14 protein-coding genes and 1 pseudogene are annotated in these 16508 nt (G+C 67.6%); 12 read left to right on the top strand and 3 right to left on the bottom strand.

Annotation, left to right across the window (positions count from 1 at the left end; genetic code table 11):
• The first annotated feature begins 10 nt into the window (after window positions 1-10).
• The gene (locus tag AC1DFE_RS20405) at window positions 11-787 is read left to right on the top strand and encodes an SDR family NAD(P)-dependent oxidoreductase (protein ID WP_476907686.1); all 777 of its coding nucleotides are present in this window, start codon (window positions 11-13) and stop codon (window positions 785-787) included.
• A gap of 15 nt (window positions 788-802) precedes the next feature.
• On the opposite strand, the gene pdxA is transcribed toward AC1DFE_RS20405, so the two are convergent.
• Window positions 803-3160: a 4-hydroxythreonine-4-phosphate dehydrogenase PdxA gene (pdxA, locus tag AC1DFE_RS20400; RefSeq protein ID WP_476907685.1), complete on the bottom strand. Its 2358-nt coding sequence runs from the start codon at window positions 3158-3160 to the stop codon at window positions 803-805.
• A gap of 161 nt (window positions 3161-3321) precedes the next feature.
• Between pdxA and AC1DFE_RS20395 the strand changes: the two genes are divergently transcribed.
• The 11 genes from AC1DFE_RS20395 to AC1DFE_RS20345 all read left to right on the top strand — a co-directional run bounded on the left by AC1DFE_RS20395 (window position 3322) and on the right by AC1DFE_RS20345 (window position 14038).
• Complete coding sequence (locus tag AC1DFE_RS20395; RefSeq protein WP_476907684.1) at window positions 3322-4896, top strand: ABC transporter substrate-binding protein; 1575 nt, start codon at window positions 3322-3324, stop codon at window positions 4894-4896.
• Between the two features lie 3 nt (window positions 4897-4899).
• Complete coding sequence (locus tag AC1DFE_RS20390; protein WP_476907683.1) at window positions 4900-5835, top strand: ABC transporter permease; 936 nt, start codon at window positions 4900-4902, stop codon at window positions 5833-5835.
• On the top strand, window positions 5832-6764 hold the full coding sequence (locus tag AC1DFE_RS20385) for an ABC transporter permease (protein ID WP_476907682.1): 933 nt from the start codon (window positions 5832-5834) through the stop codon (window positions 6762-6764). Before AC1DFE_RS20390 ends, AC1DFE_RS20385 begins: the two co-directional genes overlap by 4 nt.
• 1 nt (window position 6765) lies before the next feature.
• On the top strand, window positions 6766-7701 hold the full coding sequence (locus AC1DFE_RS20380) for an ABC transporter ATP-binding protein (protein WP_476907681.1): 936 nt from the start codon (window positions 6766-6768) through the stop codon (window positions 7699-7701).
• The gene (locus AC1DFE_RS20375) at window positions 7694-8518 is read left to right on the top strand and encodes an ATP-binding cassette domain-containing protein (RefSeq protein WP_476907680.1); all 825 of its coding nucleotides are present in this window, start codon (window positions 7694-7696) and stop codon (window positions 8516-8518) included. Before AC1DFE_RS20380 ends, AC1DFE_RS20375 begins: the two co-directional genes overlap by 8 nt.
• Before the next feature lie 66 nt (window positions 8519-8584).
• Window positions 8585-9574: an aldo/keto reductase gene (locus tag AC1DFE_RS20370; RefSeq protein WP_476907679.1), complete on the top strand. Its 990-nt coding sequence runs from the start codon at window positions 8585-8587 to the stop codon at window positions 9572-9574.
• A gap of 69 nt (window positions 9575-9643) precedes the next feature.
• Window positions 9644-10420 (top strand): HpcH/HpaI aldolase family protein, encoded by a 777-nt coding sequence (locus AC1DFE_RS20365; protein ID WP_476907678.1) that lies wholly within the window; start codon window positions 9644-9646, stop codon window positions 10418-10420.
• A gap of 3 nt (window positions 10421-10423) precedes the next feature.
• On the top strand, window positions 10424-11701 hold the full coding sequence (locus tag AC1DFE_RS20360) for a sialidase family protein (RefSeq protein WP_476907677.1): 1278 nt from the start codon (window positions 10424-10426) through the stop codon (window positions 11699-11701).
• Complete coding sequence (locus AC1DFE_RS20355) at window positions 11698-12378, top strand: SDR family NAD(P)-dependent oxidoreductase (RefSeq protein WP_476907676.1); 681 nt, start codon at window positions 11698-11700, stop codon at window positions 12376-12378. The genes AC1DFE_RS20360 and AC1DFE_RS20355 overlap by 4 nt, the downstream gene beginning before the upstream one ends.
• Before the next feature lie 66 nt (window positions 12379-12444).
• Entirely contained in the window at window positions 12445-13230 is a 786-nt protein-coding gene (locus AC1DFE_RS20350; protein WP_476907675.1) for a DeoR/GlpR family DNA-binding transcription regulator, read from the top strand.
• 76 nt (window positions 13231-13306) lie between these two features.
• On the top strand, window positions 13307-14038 hold the full coding sequence (locus tag AC1DFE_RS20345; protein WP_476907674.1) for a GAF and ANTAR domain-containing protein: 732 nt from the start codon (window positions 13307-13309) through the stop codon (window positions 14036-14038).
• Between the two features lie 4 nt (window positions 14039-14042).
• Here the strand turns inward: AC1DFE_RS20345 and AC1DFE_RS20340 are convergent, their stop codons facing one another.
• Both AC1DFE_RS20340 and AC1DFE_RS20335 read right to left on the bottom strand, forming a co-directional pair.
• Window positions 14043-16202 carry a transglycosylase domain-containing protein gene (locus AC1DFE_RS20340; protein WP_476907717.1) on the bottom strand — a complete coding sequence of 720 codons (2160 nt, stop codon included), beginning with the start codon at window positions 16200-16202 and terminating at the stop codon, window positions 14043-14045.
• A 161-nt stretch (window positions 16203-16363) separates the two neighbouring features.
• A pseudogene (locus AC1DFE_RS20335) lies at window positions 16364-16508 on the bottom strand (DUF3618 domain-containing protein); the annotation flags it as partial.

The following is a 16508-nucleotide window of genomic DNA, read 5'->3' as shown; positions in this document are numbered from 1 at the left end:
GATCACAGCTATGACGCACCACGACACGTTCCCGGCCGAACGCACCGCGGTGCTGACCGGGGCCGCCTCTGCACGGGGCATCGGGCGGGCGACGGCGGAAATGCTCGCCAGCGGGGGCTGGTCGGTGGCCATCCTCGATATCGACGGCGACGCGGCTCGGCGCGCGGCGGAGGACATCTCCTCCGTCTACGGCGTGCTGGCTCGGGGCGTGGGTGCCGACGTCTCCGACCAGGCCACCGTGAACTCCGCCATTGACGAGGTGGAGGCCAATATGCCGCCGATCGCGGCACTGGCCAACCTTGCGGGCATCAGCTCGCCCACGGAGTTCATGGACGAGACGCTGGAGGCCTGGGAGCGGGTGTTCCGGATCAACATGACCGGCACGTTCCTGGTCACCCAGCGCGTGCTCCGCGGTATGATCGAGCGCAGGCTCGGCCGCGTGGTCAGCGTGTCCTCCATCTCCGCGCAGCGCGGCGGCGGCACCTACTCCAAGGTGGCGTACAGCTCGTCGAAAGCCGCCATCATCGGATTCACCCGGGCGCTGGCGCGGGAGATGGGCCGGCACAACATCACCGTCAACTGCATCGCCCCGGGGCCCGTGGACACCGACATCATGGGCGGCACCCTGACCGATGAGCGCAAGGCCGACATGTCCAGGGACATCCTCATGGGCCGCGTGGGCACGGTCCGTGACATCGCCGCCCTCATGGTGTTCCTGATGGGCGAGGACGCCGGGTATATCACCGGCGCGACCTACGACATCAACGGCGGCCTGCAGATCTCCTGACGGGCTTGGCTGAGGCTATTGCCGAGCTGGGGCTGCCGCGGGGCTGGGCGACATCTCCGCCGCCTGGCGCAGCGCCTCGATCATGCTGCGGACGTCCACGATGCCCTTGCCCGCGATGTCGAAGGCGGTGCCGTGGTCCACGGACGTGCGGATGACGGGCAGGCCCACCGTGATGTTGACACCGGCCTCGATGCCGAGGACCTTGATCGGTCCGTGCCCCTGGTCGTGGTACATCGCCACGATGAGGTCGTAGTCGCCACGGCCTGCCAGGAAGAAGGCCGTGTCCGCCGGGAGCGGGCCGCGGGCGTCGATGCCGTCGGCCTGGAGCTTCTCGATGGCCGGGGTGATCTTCTCGGCTTCCTCGCCGCAGCCGAAGAGGCCGTTCTCGCCGGCATGCGGGTTGATGGCGCACACGCCGATCTTCGGGTTGGTGATGCCGGCGCGCTGCATGGCACCGTGGCCGCGGCGCACGGTCCGCTCCACCAGGCCGGGCTCGATCTTGTTGATGGCGTCGATGAGGCCGATATGGGTGGTGACGTGAATGACCTTGACCTTGGGCGTGGACAGCATCATGGACACTTCCTCGATGCCCATGAAGTGCGCGAGCAGTTCGGTGTGGCCCGGGTAAACGTGACCGGCCTTGTGCAGCGCCGCCTTGTTCAGGGGCGCCGTGCAGATGCCCTGGACCTGGCCGCCCATGCCCAGCTCGCAGGCAATCCGGATGTAGTGGTAGGCCGCGTTGCCGGCCTCGGCTGACTCCCGGCCCCACGGCAGATCGGCCGAGAGCAGCTTCGGGTCGATCACGTTGATCCGGCCGGCTTCGAAGACGGCGTCGCCCACGGTCTCCACTTCGACGATGTCCGCTTCGACGCCCAGCGCCTTGGCGCCAAGCTGCAGCCGGTGGACGTCGCCGATGACCACCGGGCGGCAGTCGCGGTAGGCGTTCTGGTCGAGGAGGGCGCCCACGGTCACCTCGGGGCCCACGCCCGCACCGTCGCCCATGGTCACGGCGATGAAGGGCCGGGTGTCCTGTTCGGTTGCGTTCGCTGCTGATGTCATTGGAGCTCCAGGTTTGTGGGAGGGATGGGCAGTGCTGTGGGAAGACCGAAGGTCTTTGATGGCGGAGTAAAGCTGCACGAGGGCGTAGTCGTCGCCGAAGCTGCCGGGCTTGGTGCCCACCAGCCGCCCGTCGTCGGACAGACTGACCACGGCGCCGTGCTGCACGGACGCCAGCGGGGTCAGCGAGCGGACGCCGAGCGCGTCGAGTACCTCGCGGGCCGTTTCACCGCCGGTGAGGATCAGGTCTGCGGATGCTGCGGGACCTGTTGCCGCCGGACCTGTCGCCGCGTCGGCAGCCAGCCGCGCGAGGTTCCGCACGATCCTGCCGGATTCCTGCGGATTGACGACGCCGGCCCTGACAGCCAGGGCTGACGGCGCGCCCGCCGCCAGCAGCTGCTGGGCTTCTGCGAGACTGGGGCGGAAGTCCTCAGGACGCTTCAGTTCGTCGGGAGCTATCCGCAGGGCCGTGAAACCGCCGGCTTCCAGGTTCCGCAGCTGCGCCGTGGCCTTCCCCGAGGCGGAGCCGACGGCGGCCAGCACCGGCCGGGGGCCGCCCGCCACCGTCTGAACGGATGGCGCCTGCCTTTGCGCGTTCTGCGCAAAGGTCCTGGCCAGTTTCGTGGCGAGCAGCAGGGCCATGCCGCCTGTCCCGGCCAGCACGATGCGCCGTCCGCCGGCCCTGAAGTCCAGGTCCAGCAGCGCTTCCGCGACGGTATCCAGGTCGGCCTGAGTCTCACCGTCGACGATCACGGTGGCCGGAGTGCCGGCGGATGATGCTTCCGCCAGTGCTTCACCGAGGAAGGCCGCCAGGCCGCCCGACCGCACCACAGGCAGCTCCGCAAGCTGCACCGCAGAGCCAGGGCCCAGCAGCTGCGCAACCCCCGCGGGCGGGGCGGCAGGCTCTGCCCGCCAGAGGTCCGTACGGTCCAGCGGGACGCCGTCGGCAAAGGGCCGGCCACCTACGACTGTGCGGGTCAGCTGGGGGAGGGCGCCGGCCACCACAACGTGGTGCCCCAGAGAGGTCAACGCCGCCAACTCCGGGCCAATGTTGCCCCGCCAGAGGGAATCGATTTTCTTGAACAGGACGCTTGCGGCGTCTGCACTGGGGCTGCCGAAGACGGCTGCCGAAGCCGCCGCGGCGGTCTCCGGGGTCAGGGCCCGTGAGTGGGTATCGACCACAAGGACATCGGCGGCGCTCCCGGTGTTCGCATCCGCGGACAGCAGGAGGCGCGTGTCCAGCCCCTGGGTTGCAAAGCATTGCCCCACTTCTGCTGCGCCGGAAAAGTCATCGGCCTGGATGAGGATTGCAGCCACGTCTCCTCCTTTCGTTGGGTCGTCGGTAGCACCATCATGGCATGACTGCGCGAATTGCGCTATATCTGTTGCGCATTTCGCGCAGAGGTGGCACAGTGATGCATGTAACACGGCGCAGGCCATCCGGCCGCCAGCCGTCCCATTCAACCGAGAGGTCAACGATGACCGTTCTTCCTCAAGGAAGTGAGATCTCACGGCGCCGCCTCCTGCAGTTTGGCGCAGCCGCCGGATTTCTCCTGGGCACAGGCTCCCTGGCCGGGTGTGCCGGCCCCACGGGCCTGCCGGGACCCAGCACTCTGACGCTGGCCCTCAACAGGTCCCTCGTCAGCCTGGACAACAAGCTCAACCAGTTCGACGCCGCCGTCACCGTCCAGCGCGCAGTGCGGCAGGGACTGACGGCCATCGGCCCGGAAACCAAACCGATCCTCGTACTCGCGGACCGTTTTGAAATGACCTCACCCACCGCGTGGACCGTGCGGCTGCGCGAGGGCGTCCGCTACTCGGACGGCACTCCGGTGGCCATCGAGGACATCGCCACGGCACTGAAGATGTACCAGCAGGTGCAGGGTTCCTTCGTCGCCGGGTTCTTCCCTGAATTCCCCACCGTGGTTCCGGTGGACGATCGGACGTTCCGGATGGAATCAAAGAACCCCATCCCCATCCTCGACTCCCTCATGAGCATGATCCTGATCAGCCCGGCCGCCAAGAACAAGCCGGAGGAACTGCAGGAAGGCGTGGGCACCGGCCCGTACGTCGTCACCAAGTTCAACCGCGGCGCCGGCACCTACAGCCTCAAGCGCAACGAGAACTACTGGGGCCCCGCGCCCAAGGTGGACAACGTGGAGGTCCGGTTCCTGCCGGAGGAATCCAGCCGCGTCATCGCGCTGCGCAGCGGCGAGGTGGACGTCATCGATTCCATCACGCCCGACTCGCGCGAGCAGCTGGCCGGACTTCCCGGCGTCGTGCTGGCAGAGGCCTCCAGCCTCCGCCTGAACCAGATCTTCTACAACTTCCGCAAGCCATCCAGCCACCCGCTGTCCGACGTCCGCGTCCGCCAGGCCCTCAGCTGGGCGGTCGACGGCGAGGCCCTGGTCAAGGACGTGCTGGTCGATTCGGTCAGCGAAGCCGAGGGCGTGGTCCCGTCCAGCCTCACCGGCTTCGCCAAGACCGGCAACTACACCTTCGACCCGGAGAAGGCCAAGGCCACCCTGAAGAGCCTCGGCGTCACCAACCTGAACCTGAAGATCATCTGGGAAACCGGCGAATTCGCCTCCGACACCTCCGTGATGGAGGCGCTCGTGGAGATGTTCGGCAACATCGGCGTGAAAACCCAGCTGCAGCAGTTCGAGCCCGGCGGCAACATCCTGGCCTGGCGCCAGGGCAAGCAGGGCGACTGGGACCTGCTGGGCAACGGCTTCAGCAGCCCCACCGGCCTGGCCATCACCATGATGCAGGGCATGTACGCCGGCACCGCGGAAAAGGAAAAGACCCGCGACACCTACCAGGGCTATGTGGTCCCGGACGTCCAGGCCAAGATCCAGGCCGCGTCCTCCGAGGTGGATCCGGCGCGCCGGGAGCAGCTGCTCGCCACCGCACAGAAGGCCATCTGGGACACCTGGCCGTGTGCCTGGGCCTTCGTTCCCAAGTCGGTGCTGGCCCACCAGAAGCGCGTGGCGGGCCTGGCCCTGGCGCCCACCAACTCCTACCCCCTTGTTGACGTCCGGCTGGAGGCCTGAGCCATGACCACGTACATCCTCAAGCGGCTGGGCCAAGGCCTGCTGACCGTGTTCCTGACGGTCTCCACGGTCTTTGTCCTGATCCGCCTGGCCCCTGGCGATCCGGCGGTGTCCTACGCGGGTCCGCTGGCCACCACCGAGCAGCTGGCCAAGGTCCGCGAACAGTTCGGCCTGGACCGTCCCTTGCTGGAGCAGTACTGGATCTTCCTGCAGCAGCTGTTCACCGGCAACCTCGGCACCTCCTACTCGTTCCAGGCGCCGGCCATGCAGGTGGTGGCGGAGCGGATGCCGTACACGCTGACCCTCGCCACCGCCGCCATCCTCCTCACCGCCGTGATCGCCATCCCGCTGGGTGTGTGGATGGCCCGCCGCCCGGACACCAACCGGGAACTAGGCGTCAACGTCCTCACCATCGCCGGGCAGTCGATGCCGGACTTCTGGACCGGCATCATGCTCCTCACCGGCTTCGCCGTCCTGATTCCGCTGTTCCCGGCCTCCGGCTTCGCCACCTGGGGCGGACTGGTCCTCCCCACTGTCACCATCGCCATCCTGCAGATCGCGCTCATCTCGCGGATGGTGCGGCGGGAGATGACGTCCAACTTCGCCGCCCCGTACCTGACAGTGGCGCGGTCCCGGGGAGTGGGGAACCCTGCGCTGACCTGGCGCTACGCGATGGGAAACTCAGCCATTCCGGTCTTCACAGCCCTGGGCACCCGCTTCGCGGCCATGCTCAACGGCGTGGTGGTGGTGGAAGTGGTGTTCGCCTGGCCCGGCGTCGGCTCCCTCATTGTCCGGGCCCTCGAGACCCGCGACTACCCGCTCATCCAGGCGACCGTCCTGCTGACGTCGCTGCTGGCAGTAGCCGTTCAGCTCGTCATCGACCTCGCCTACCCGCTTCTTGATCCCCGCGTTCGTCTTGGAAAGGCGGCAGCAGCATGAGCCTCAGCGACACCGCAACACCGGCGGCATCTGCCGCACAACCGTCCCGGACGCCCTCACCCAGCGCCGTCTCCAAGGAACTCGTCGCGAAGGCCGGCGCCACGCGCCGCCGCATCGCATCTAAGTGGAAGCTGCGCATCGGCGCCGTCTGCACGCTGCTCGTCATCATCCCCATCCTGCTGGCCCAGGTGCTTCCGCTTCCGGACGCCAACCACCAGGACCTCTCGGCGCGCCGCCTCGCCCCGCTGGTGGACGGCCACCTGTTCGGCACCGACCAGCTGGGCCGTGACCTGCTCTCCCGCGTCCTGCACGGCGGCCAGGTCTCCCTGACCATCGGCGTCCTGGCCGTGGTGGTGTCCGGCGCCATCGGCATCATTCTCGGTGCCGCCGCCGGCTACTTCGGCGGCTGGGTGGACACGGTGGTCTCCCGTCTCCTCGAAGCGCAGATGTCCCTGCCGCTCCTCATGATGCTGCTCCTGGTGGTGGCCCTCTTCGGCCCGTCCATCCCGGTGATCACCTTCGTCATTGCCATTGCCCAATGGCCAGAAGTGGCCAGGCTAACCAGGTCCATGGTGCTCGTGGAACGGGAAAAACCTTACGTCTCCGCGGCGCGCATCCTGGGCCTGCACCGCATCCAGATCCTCATCCAGCACATCATCCCGAACGTCATCAAGCAGGCAACACTCGTGGTGCTGCTGCTCCTGGCCCAGGCCGTCCTGCTCGAGAGTGCCCTCAGCTTCCTTGGCGCCGGCCCCCAGCGGCCGTTCGCCACCTGGGGGCGCATCATCTCCGACGGCCAGGACTACATCACCACCTCCTGGTGGATGGTCACCCTGCCCGGCCTGGTGATCGTGCTGATGGTGGTGGGCGTGAACCTGCTGGGCGACGGCCTCCGCGACCGTCCCCGCCGCAAGAAGAAGGGTGCCTGACATGAACGCACAACCCGGCCCTGGCCGAACCAACACAGGTCACACCGACTCCGGCCACACCGGGCAGGCCCTGCTTGAGGTCCGCGACTTCCAGGTGGAGCTGATCACCGACGCCGGCATCATCCGGGCCGTGGATTCAGTGAACTTCAGCATCCACCGCGGTGAGACGGTCACCATTATCGGTGAGTCCGGGTCGGGCAAATCGACGACGGCGATGGGCATCCTGCGCCTGCTCCCGGACGACCTGGCGGTGCTTTCCGGTACCGTGCTCATCGACGGAGTGGACGTGGTGGCCGTTCCCAAGTCCATCGACAAGGTCCGTGGCCGGACCGTCGCGCTCATCCCGCAGGACCCGATGACCGCGCTGAGCCCCGTGCACTCCATCGGCAGCCAGCTGTCCGAGGCCATCCGGATCGCCGGCGCCGCCTCCAAGGAGAAGGACGCCGTCCGGGCCCGTGCCATCCGGTTGCTGGAACAGGTGCACATTCCCACACCGGAGGTGCAGCTGAAGAAGTACCCGCACCAGCTCTCCGGCGGCATGCTCCAGCGCGTGCTGATCGCGATCGCCCTGGCCAGCGAACCGCAGCTCCTGGTGGCCGACGAACCCACCTCGGCGCTGGACGTCACGGTGCAGGCCGGCATTCTGGACCTCCTGCTGGAGCTCCAGGAGCAGCGCGGCATCGGCATCCTGATGATCACGCACGATCTCGGCGTGGCCCGGCTGATCTCGGACCGCATCCACGTGATGAAGGACGGCTACTTCGTGGAGTCCGGCGACGTCCAGCAGGTCGTGGAGCAGCCGGCTACCGAGTACACCCGCAACCTGCTGGCCGCCGTGCCGGTCCTGGGGCCGTGGGACGAAACTCCCGGCGGCAACACCCCAACTGACACAGCGGCAGCGGCCGCCCTGACCAACACCGGAGCCAGCCATGAGTAAGCCGTTCCTCTCCGTCGAGAACCTCGTGGTGGACTATCACGTGCCGGGCGGAACGTTCCGCGCCGTGGACGACGTCTCTTTCTCGGTGGACAAGGGCAAGACGATCGCCGTCGTCGGTGAATCCGGCTGCGGAAAGTCCACCATCGCCAAGGCGCTGATGCGCCTGGTGACGCCTGCCAGCGGCCGGATCGAACTGGACGGCACGGACCTGGCCGCGCTCAGCGAAGCGAAGCTTCGGCCGCTGCGCTCCAAGTTCCAGATGGTCTTCCAGGATCCGTACGGCTCCCTTGATCCGCACCTCACCGCCCAGGAGATCGTGGCCGAACCACTGAAGCTGCAGGGCGTCCGGTCCAAGGCCGAACGGCACAAGGAAGCCGCGAAACTGATCGACCAGGTGGGCCTGCCGGCCAAGTCCCTGGACCGGCACCCTGCGGAATTTTCCGGCGGCCAGCGGCAGCGCATCGGCATTGCCCGGGCGCTGGCCTCCAAGCCGGAACTGCTGGTCTGTGACGAAGCCACAAGCGCACTCGACGTGTCCGTCCAGGCCCAGGTGCTGCGATTGCTGAAGTCCATCCAGGACGAAACCGGCATCACCTACGTGTTCATCTCGCACAACCTCGGGGTGGTGCAGGAGATCAGCGATAACGTCATGGTCATGCAGCGCGGCAAGCTCGTCGAGTCCGGCAGCACTGCATCCGTGCTGACCGCGCCCCAGGAGGACTACACCCGCAAGCTCCGCCGCGCCGCCCTCGACCCGTCCACCATGCGCGGCCTTAAGCCGCGGCACATCGTCCGGTCCCTGGCGCTGAAAGGCTGACCAGGCCCTTTAGCCGCCCCTGAACCGCCCGAATCCAACCGATACTCAACCACGGAGAATCAACGCATGAGCAAGCAGCCAGAAGGCACCCCGGTGGAAGGACTGAAGCTTCCCATCTCGCGGCTGGTCCTGGGCACCATGACGTTCGGCGACACCGCCGATGAGGCCACCGCCGGACGCATGGTGGAAGAGGCGCTCGACGCCGGGATCACCACCATCGACACCGCCAACGCCTACGTGGGCGGCGTGACGGAGGAAATGCTGGCCCGCCTCCTCAAGGGGCGACGGGATGAGGTCATCCTCGCCTCCAAGGCCGGCATGCCGCACGCGGACCACGGCCAGCACACGCCGCTGTCCCCGGAAGGGCTGCGCAACAGCGTGGAGGGCAGCCTGCGCCGGCTCGGTGTGGACAGCATCGACCTCTTCTACCTGCACCAGCCGGACCGTGCCACCCCGCTGCAGGACACCCTTCGCACCGTGGCCGACCTGGCGGCCGAAGGGAAGATCGGGGCGCTGGGTGTCTCCAACTTCGCGGCCTGGCAGATTGCCGACGTGATCCACGTTGCCCGCGAAGTGGGTGCGCCCACGCCTGTGGTGGCGCAGCAGCTCTACAACCTGGTGGCCCGGCGGGTGGAGGAGGAGTACCTCGAATTCGCCGCCACCCACAACGTCCACACGATGGTCTACAACCCGCTGGGGGGCGGCCTGCTCACCGGCAAGCACAGCTTCGAGGCCAAGCCTTCGGAGGGCCGCTTCGGTGATTCCAAGCTTGCCGCCATGTACACCCAGCGCTACTGGGACAAGCAGCTGTTTGACGCCGTCAACGCCCTGGCCGGCATCGCCGGCGGGGCAGGCATCACCCTTGCCGAGCTGTCGCTGCGCTGGCTCGCCTACCGGAACGGCGTCGGCTCCATGCTCCTGGGCGGCTCCAAGGTGGAGCAGCTGCGCGCCAACATCGCCGCCGTGGCCAACGGGCCGCTGCCCGAGGACGTCACCGCCGCGTGCGACGCCGTCGGCTCCGGGCTCCGCGGGCCCATGCCGGCCTACAACCGCTGACGTCCGCCCCCGGACAAGGCCGGCGCACAACGCCAAGACCACCCCACGAACTGAAGGTAGAGGATACAGATGACATCGGACCTGGCCATTGAATTCGCCCGCAAGATCCGCGCCCGTGAGCAGGCGGTCGGCTACTGGGCGGTGCTGGACGCGCCCGTGGCAACGGAACGCATCGGCCGGCTCGGGTATGACTACGTTGCCCTGGACGCACAGCACGGGCTGCTCGGGTACTCGGGCGTGCTGAACGGCCTCATGGCCATCGACGCCGGGCACACCGCCGTCGGCATGGTGCGCGTAGAAGACAACAACCTCACGGCGATCGGCAAGGCCCTGGATGCAGGTGCCGTCGGGGTCATCGTTCCGCTCGTCAACACGGCCGCGGACGCAGCGGCCGCAGTCGCTGCTGCCAAGTACCCGCCGATGGGCGGCCGGTCCTACGGTCCGATGCGCTCGGCGCTGCGCATCGGGCCCGTCCCGGCTGACGCGAACGCTGCCACCCTTGTCTTCGCCATGATCGAGACGCCCGACGGACTGGCCAACGTCAAGGAGATCTGCGCGACTCCCGGCCTGGACGGCATCTACGTGGGGCCCTCGGACCTGGCCATCGCCGTCGGCGGCGCCTTCCCGGGTGACCCCGCCATCGAGGCCGAGTTCAATGCTGCGCTGGAAACCATCGCTGACGCGGCCGCCTCGGCAGGGATCGCCGCCGGCATCCACACCGCCGCCGGGGAGATTGCGGCCCAGCGGCTGCGCCAGGGCTACACGTTCACCACCGTCGCCTCGGACCTGACCCACCTGGAGCTGGCAGCCAAGGCGCACCTGGCCGCGGCCAGGGCGGAGGGCTGACGCATGCAGACCACCAATGCCGGCTACAGCACCATCACGCCCGACGGCGCCGTGAAGCGCGCGGACGGCGCAGACTTCGCCTACCTGCCCGCGCCCACCGTGCAGAGCCACGCCGCCAACCTCCTGACCCTGCCGGACGGCCGCCTCGGCTGCGTCTGGTTCGGCGGGACCCAAGAGGGCGTGCCGGACATCTCCATCTGGTTCTCCGCCCTGGAGCCGGGCAGCAGTCAGTGGTCGCCGGCGGAGCAGCTGTCGGACGACTCCACCCGCTCCGAGCAGAACCCGATCCTGTTCACCGCACCCGGCTCTGCCGGCCAGCACGGCGATCTTTGGCTCCTGTACACCGCGCAGACCGCGGGCAACCAGGACACGGCCGAGGTCCGCCGTCGTACTTCCACGGACAGCGGACGGACGTGGGGACCGGTGGAAACGCTGTTCCCCGCGAACGAAACAGGCGGCGTGTTCGTCCGCCAACTGCCGGTGCTGCTGCCGTCCGGCCGCCTCATCATCCCGATTTTCCGCTGCATCACCACGCCGGGGGAGAAGTGGGTGGGCAACAGCGATGACAGTGCGGTGATGATTTCCGACGACGGCGGAGCCACCTGGAGCGAGCACATCCTCCCCGGCAGCCTGGGCTGCGTCCACATGAACATCCAGCCCATGGCCGACGGATCGCTGCTGGCGCTGTTCCGCAGCCGCTGGGCCGACTCGATCTACGAATCCCGCTCCACCGACGACGGCACCACGTGGAGCGAGCCGGTCCCCACCGAGCTGCCCAACAACAACTCGTCGATCCAGTTCACGGCGCTCGCCGACGGCCGCCTGGCGCTGGTCTACAACCACAGCCGCGCGGAGGAGAACACCGAGCGGCGGCTCTCGCTCTACGACGAAATCGACGACGACGGTCTGGCCGCCGAACAGGGCCAGCTCACCGAACCGGGTCCGGCTGCCGGCGCCGGAACGGACGACGGCGGGCGGCGCGCCTTCTGGGGGACACCGCGCTCGCCCATGACGCTGGCCGTCTCCGAGGACTCGGGCCGTAGCTGGCCCATCCGGCGGAACCTCGACGTGGGGGACGGCTACTGCCTCTCCAACAACTCCCGCGACGGCCTGAACAGGGAGTACTCCTACCCGTCCATCCACCAGGGCCCGGACGGCGCGCTGAACATCGCGTACACGTACTTCCGGCAGGCCATCAAGTACGTCCGCGTGGACCCGCAGTGGGCGTACGAGGGCGGCACCACTCCCGGAGGGGACAACGAAGCCGGCGACCAGCAGTGACCGGCCCTCTCCACGCGATAGTCACGGGGTGCAGCTCCGGCATTGGCAAGGCGATTGCGGAGCGGCTTCTGGCCGACGGCTGGAACGTCACCGGGCTGAGCCGCAGCGAGACCTCGCTGGGTAAGGGGTTCCGGTTGCTGCACGCGGACCTGTCCAGCCCGGCGTCGCTCGCGGAAACAGCGGCAGGGATTGATCCCGCGGACGCCTTGGTCCACGCTGCCGGGTACCAGCGCACCGCACGGCTGGGTGAGCTGGACCCGGAGGCGCTCGCCGGGATGTTCGCGGTCCACGTGGGGGCGGCCAGCGCGCTGGCCAATGAGGTGGTGCCGCGGATGCCCGACGGCGGCCGGGTGCTGCTGATCGGCAGCCGCACCTCCACCGGTGCAGCGGGCAAGAGCCAGTACGCGGCCACCAAAGCGGCGCTCATGGGGATGGGCAGGACGTGGGCGCAGGAGCTTGCCCCGCGCGGCATCACGGTGAACGTTCTCTCGCCGGGGCCTACTGACACACCCATGCTGGCGGACCCCGGGCGGGCGGCCACACCGCCCAAGCTGCCGGCGCTCGGCCGGCTGGTGGATCCGGAGGACGTTGCGGCGCTCGCCGGCTTCCTGCTCGGGCCGCACGGCAAGTCCATCACCGGACAGAACTATGTGATCTGCGGCGGCGCCTCGCTGTGAGGCGATCACCTGTGGGGCGAGCAGCCGCCGGCCCCATACGATGGTGACAGCAAAGGAGAGCCACAGATGACCACCGCCAAAGCCAGGCGCGAAGAGATCTACCACCTCGCCGTCACCACGGGGCTGGCGTCTGTGGAGGAACTGTCGCGGCATTTCCGGGTCACCGCCTCCACCATCCGGCGCGACCTTGCACACCTCAACGAGCAGGGGAAGCTGGCCCGGACCTACGGCGGGGCGGTGGCGCTGGGCGCCCACCCCGAGCCGTCCCTGCGGCAGCGCACCGGCGAGGCGTACGAGCAAAAGCACGCCATCGCGGCCTGGGCGGCTGCCGTGGTGAAGGAAGGCGAGAACATCCTGCTCGACGGCGGCTCCACCGCGGGCGCGCTGGCGAACGCCCTGCGCGGACGGGAAAACCTCGCCGTCACCACGCCCGGCATCAATACGCTGCAGGAGCTCGCCGACTCGCCGGGCATCCAGGTGGACTGCCTCGGCGGCCGGCTGCGCGGGGTGAGCCAGACTTTCGTGGGTCCCCTCGCCGAGGCCGCCCTGGAGCGGATGAGCTTTGACCGGGTGTTCCTGGGCGCGGACGCCGTCACCTCCGACGACGGGCTCTGCGAGGCGGACCACGCACAGACCCGGCTCAAGGAGCTCATGGCCCGGCGGGGTGATGCGGTCTACGTCCTGGCCGACTCCAGCAAGCTCGGGAAGCGCCCGTTCCACGCCTGGGCAAAGCTCGCCCTGCCGTGGACGCTGGTGACGGACTCCGGCGCCGATCCGGGCCAGGTTGCGCTGTTCCGGGAGGCCGGTGTGCAGGTGCAGCTGGTCCAGGCCGAGCAACAGGCGTCGGCCTAAGGGGAACAGCGGCCGGTGACCCTCCGTTTTTTCATTTCCCCGAACAACCTGGCCGTTTCCCGTTTAGCATTAGGGAATGACTGAAGCGAGCGAAGATTCGGCAGTTCTGCAGCTGCAGGACATCCTTATTGGGGCCGAAAGCGTGGACGGCTTCCTCGACGGGTTGGCTGGGTTTGCCGCATCCACCCTCACAGGTCTGGCAGGTACCGGCATTGAATGCGCCGTGACATTGAAGCGGCACCGGCATACCGCCACTGTTGCCGGCAGCAGTGCCCGGGCCATCGAGCTGGACCACATTGAGCAGCGCGTCGGCGACGGTCCTTGCATCCGGGCGCTGTTCACCATGGCCCCCGAACTGCTCAACGACGTCAACAAGGACGAACGCTGGCCGGAATACCAGAAGCAGCTCGCTGACCACGGTGTGTACTCCACGCTGGGCGTCCCCTTGGATATCGGGGAAGGCGCCAGCGCGGCGCTGAACTTCTTCGGCCCCGCGCCGGGCCTGTTCAGCGCGGAGCTGTTCGAGAGGGCCGTCGAGTTTGGCGATCTGGCAAGCCGTACCATGCAGCTGTCGGTCCGCATCGGAGCGGCGCAGGCGCGGGCGCAGAACCTGGAGGCCGCCATGCAGAGCCGTACCGCGATTGACGTTGCCTGCGGCGTGATCATGGCGCAGAACAGGTGCTCGCAGAAAGAGGCGATGGACATCCTGGCCAAAGTCTCGAGCAACCGGAACCAGAAGTTGCGGGAGGTGGCCCTGGAACTCCTGGGCAGGCTCTCGGGATCCGGCGTGGAGACACACTTCGACTAGGTCCTTACTTGGCCCCTTTGCCGATCATGGACGCCGGGGGCTTGGGGAACGGCTTGGCCGCGTATAGCTTGGCCACCTTGAGCATGTAGTCGGCCCATTGCGGCCCGGCGATCATGTAACCGTCGATCCGGTCGTAGTGCTTGCCGTTGATGGTGATATTCCTGCCCGGCCGTTTCTGGCCGTCCAGGGCGTCGCCGAAGAACGATGCGGTGGCAATGCCGCTGGTGTAGCCCAGCACCCACGTGGCGCCGTTGCTGTTGTTGGTGCCGGTCTTGGCCGCCACGGGGACCTTGCTCTGGACTTTGGGGTTGATGTAGACGCCTGACCCCTTCTTCAGCACGTCCTGCAGGACCGAGTTCACCCCGCGGGCAATCTCCGGCTCCACGGCCGTGCGGCACGCAGGCTGCTGGCTGGACAGGGCCCGCCCGGTGAAGTCGGTAACGCGCTGGATGGCAATCGGCGCGCAGTACCTGCCGTCGGCAGCGAAGGTGGCGAAGGCTGTGGCCATGCTGAGCGGCGACACGGCCGTTCCGCCGAGGACGTTGCCCAGCTGGTGCATGTTGATCTCGGACCCGTCCAGGCCGCTGTGCAGGCCCATGGTGTCAACCATTTTTTGGATCCCGCAGATGTCCAGTTGGGCAACCTCGGCGAAGGTGGCCGTGTTGATGGAGTTGTACAGCCCGTAGTTTGCGGGCATCCTGCGGTAGTAGCCCTCCGACGCGTTCTGCAGGTCGTCAGCAGCTTCAAGGCCGGCAGCGCGCTGCTTGGTGCTGTAGGCGCCAACCACCTTGGCGCAAGAGTCCCGCCAGCGGAATCCCAGCGGGTACTCGCGCCGTGAGGCGTCCACCTCGTCGGTGATCTTTCGTCCCTGGTGCAGCCACTCGGCGAACGTAAACGGCTTCATGGTAGATCCGGGCTGGAATCCGCCCGCGCCGTTGAGGTCGTTGCCGTTGGCGTCCTTCGCGTCCACGTTGAAGTTCAGCTGGGTGTCGAACCTGCCGCCCTCCGGGAGGAACACCGTGTTCTGCGCCATCGAGAGGATCTTGCCGGTGCCGGGCTGGACCGTCAGCAGCGAAGCTCCCCACCTGCCCGGGTTGGCTCCGGCAGTGGAATTCACTTGGGCCTGGGCCGCCGCCTGAAGCCTGCTGTCCAGGGTGGTGGCGATGGTGAGCCCGCCCCGGAACAGCTTCCGCTCGCGGGCATCCGTGTCGGCGCCGTAGGCCCGGTTGTTGAGGATCAGGTGGGACACGTAGTCGCAGAAATAGGGGGCGAGGGTGGCTGCGGCGCAGCCTTGCCTCGAGCTACGGATTTTCAGGCCCACGCCGGTGGCGGCGGCGGTGTCATGCTGCTTCTGGGTGATTTTGCCTTGCGCCAGCATGGCGTCCAGGACCAGGTTGCGACGCTTCAGGGAGTTCTCGGGGTTCGTCACGGGGTCGTAGAGGGTGGGGCTGTTGACGAGCCCCGCCAGCAGCGCGGCCTGGGGGAGGGTGAGCTTGCTGGCCGGAACGCTGTAGAAGTGCTGCGCCGCCGCTTCAATGCCGTAGGCGCTGCGGTTGAAGAAGACGATGTTGAGATAGCCCTCGAGGATCTGGTCCTTGGTGAATTTCTTCTCCAGCTCGATGGCGAGCTTCATTTCCCGCACCTTGTCGCCAAGGGTCTTCTCCCCGCTGAGGACCACCTCGTCCTCGCGGCCGGAGGTAACTTTTGCTTCGTTCGCCACGTTGGTGACGTACTGCTGGGTCAGCGTGGATGCCCCCTGCCGGTCCCCGCCAGAGACGTTGCTGACCAGTGCCCGCAGGACACCCACGGGGTCGACGCCGCTGTGTTCGTAGAAGCGGCTGTCCTCGATCGCAACCACAGCGTCCTTGATGTACGGCGACATCTCTTTCAACGGAACCCGAACGCGGTTTTCCTCGTAGAACGAGGCGATCAGTTTCCCGTCCGACGTCAGGATCCTGGTGGTTTGCGCCGGCGGCCGCACGGCGAGATCGGACGGCAGGCCGTTATAGAAGTTGAGCGATCCGTTCACGGCAGCGCCTGCGGCGGCAAGCTGGGGGACGAAGTAGGCGGCAACAAGCGCGCCGCAGACGCAACTGAGGACTACGAACCCGAGCAACCTTGCCAGGGCCGTGTGAGATCGGGATACCAAGCCTTTGCGTACCATCACTGCGGTTCACACCCCAAAAAAGCGTGTCTCCAGAATACGCTTCAGGTGACGGCCGGGCCAGAGCAAGGCCGGGCCAAAATTGGGCTGAAACAGAGGGCCGGCCCGCGCTGGGGCGGGCCGGCCGTCGTGGTGCTTCGAGTTTTTAGGTGTTGTCGCCGTTAGGTGTTTTGGACGTGGTCTTTGGCGTCGGTGGCGGTTGCTTTGACGTCGGAGGCGGCGGTTTGGCCTTCTTCCTTGACGTGTTGGGCGGCGTCGGTGGCGGTGGCCTTGACGTTTTCCATGGCTTCCTGGGCGGGTTCCTTC

The organism is Arthrobacter sp. 05T423, assembly GCF_056396245.1.
Note: the sequence above shows the minus strand (reverse complement) of the source record. Positions and strands in the feature narration are given on the sequence as shown.

What these genes read in the sequence shown, in the direction of transcription:
- AC1DFE_RS20350 (WP_476907675.1), top strand. Translation starts at nt 12,445, where the DNA reads ATGACCACCGCCAAAGCCAGGCGCGAAGAGATCTACCACCTCGCCGTC.
- AC1DFE_RS20345 (WP_476907674.1), top strand. Translation starts at nt 13,307, where the DNA reads ATGACTGAAGCGAGCGAAGATTCGGCAGTTCTGCAGCTGCAGGACATC.
- AC1DFE_RS20380 (WP_476907681.1), top strand. Translation starts at nt 6,766, where the DNA reads ATGAACGCACAACCCGGCCCTGGCCGAACCAACACAGGTCACACCGAC.
- AC1DFE_RS20405 (WP_476907686.1), top strand. Translation starts at nt 11, where the DNA reads ATGACGCACCACGACACGTTCCCGGCCGAACGCACCGCGGTGCTGACC.
- AC1DFE_RS20375 (WP_476907680.1), top strand. Translation starts at nt 7,694, where the DNA reads ATGAGTAAGCCGTTCCTCTCCGTCGAGAACCTCGTGGTGGACTATCAC.
- AC1DFE_RS20390 (WP_476907683.1), top strand. Translation starts at nt 4,900, where the DNA reads ATGACCACGTACATCCTCAAGCGGCTGGGCCAAGGCCTGCTGACCGTG.
- AC1DFE_RS20385 (WP_476907682.1), top strand. Translation starts at nt 5,832, where the DNA reads ATGAGCCTCAGCGACACCGCAACACCGGCGGCATCTGCCGCACAACCG.
- AC1DFE_RS20395 (WP_476907684.1), top strand. Translation starts at nt 3,322, where the DNA reads ATGACCGTTCTTCCTCAAGGAAGTGAGATCTCACGGCGCCGCCTCCTG.
- AC1DFE_RS20365 (WP_476907678.1), top strand. Translation starts at nt 9,644, where the DNA reads ATGACATCGGACCTGGCCATTGAATTCGCCCGCAAGATCCGCGCCCGT.
- AC1DFE_RS20370 (WP_476907679.1), top strand. Translation starts at nt 8,585, where the DNA reads ATGAGCAAGCAGCCAGAAGGCACCCCGGTGGAAGGACTGAAGCTTCCC.
- AC1DFE_RS20360 (WP_476907677.1), top strand. Translation starts at nt 10,424, where the DNA reads ATGCAGACCACCAATGCCGGCTACAGCACCATCACGCCCGACGGCGCC.
- AC1DFE_RS20340 (WP_476907717.1), bottom strand. Translation starts at nt 16,202, where the DNA reads ATGGTACGCAAAGGCTTGGTATCCCGATCTCACACGGCCCTGGCAAGG.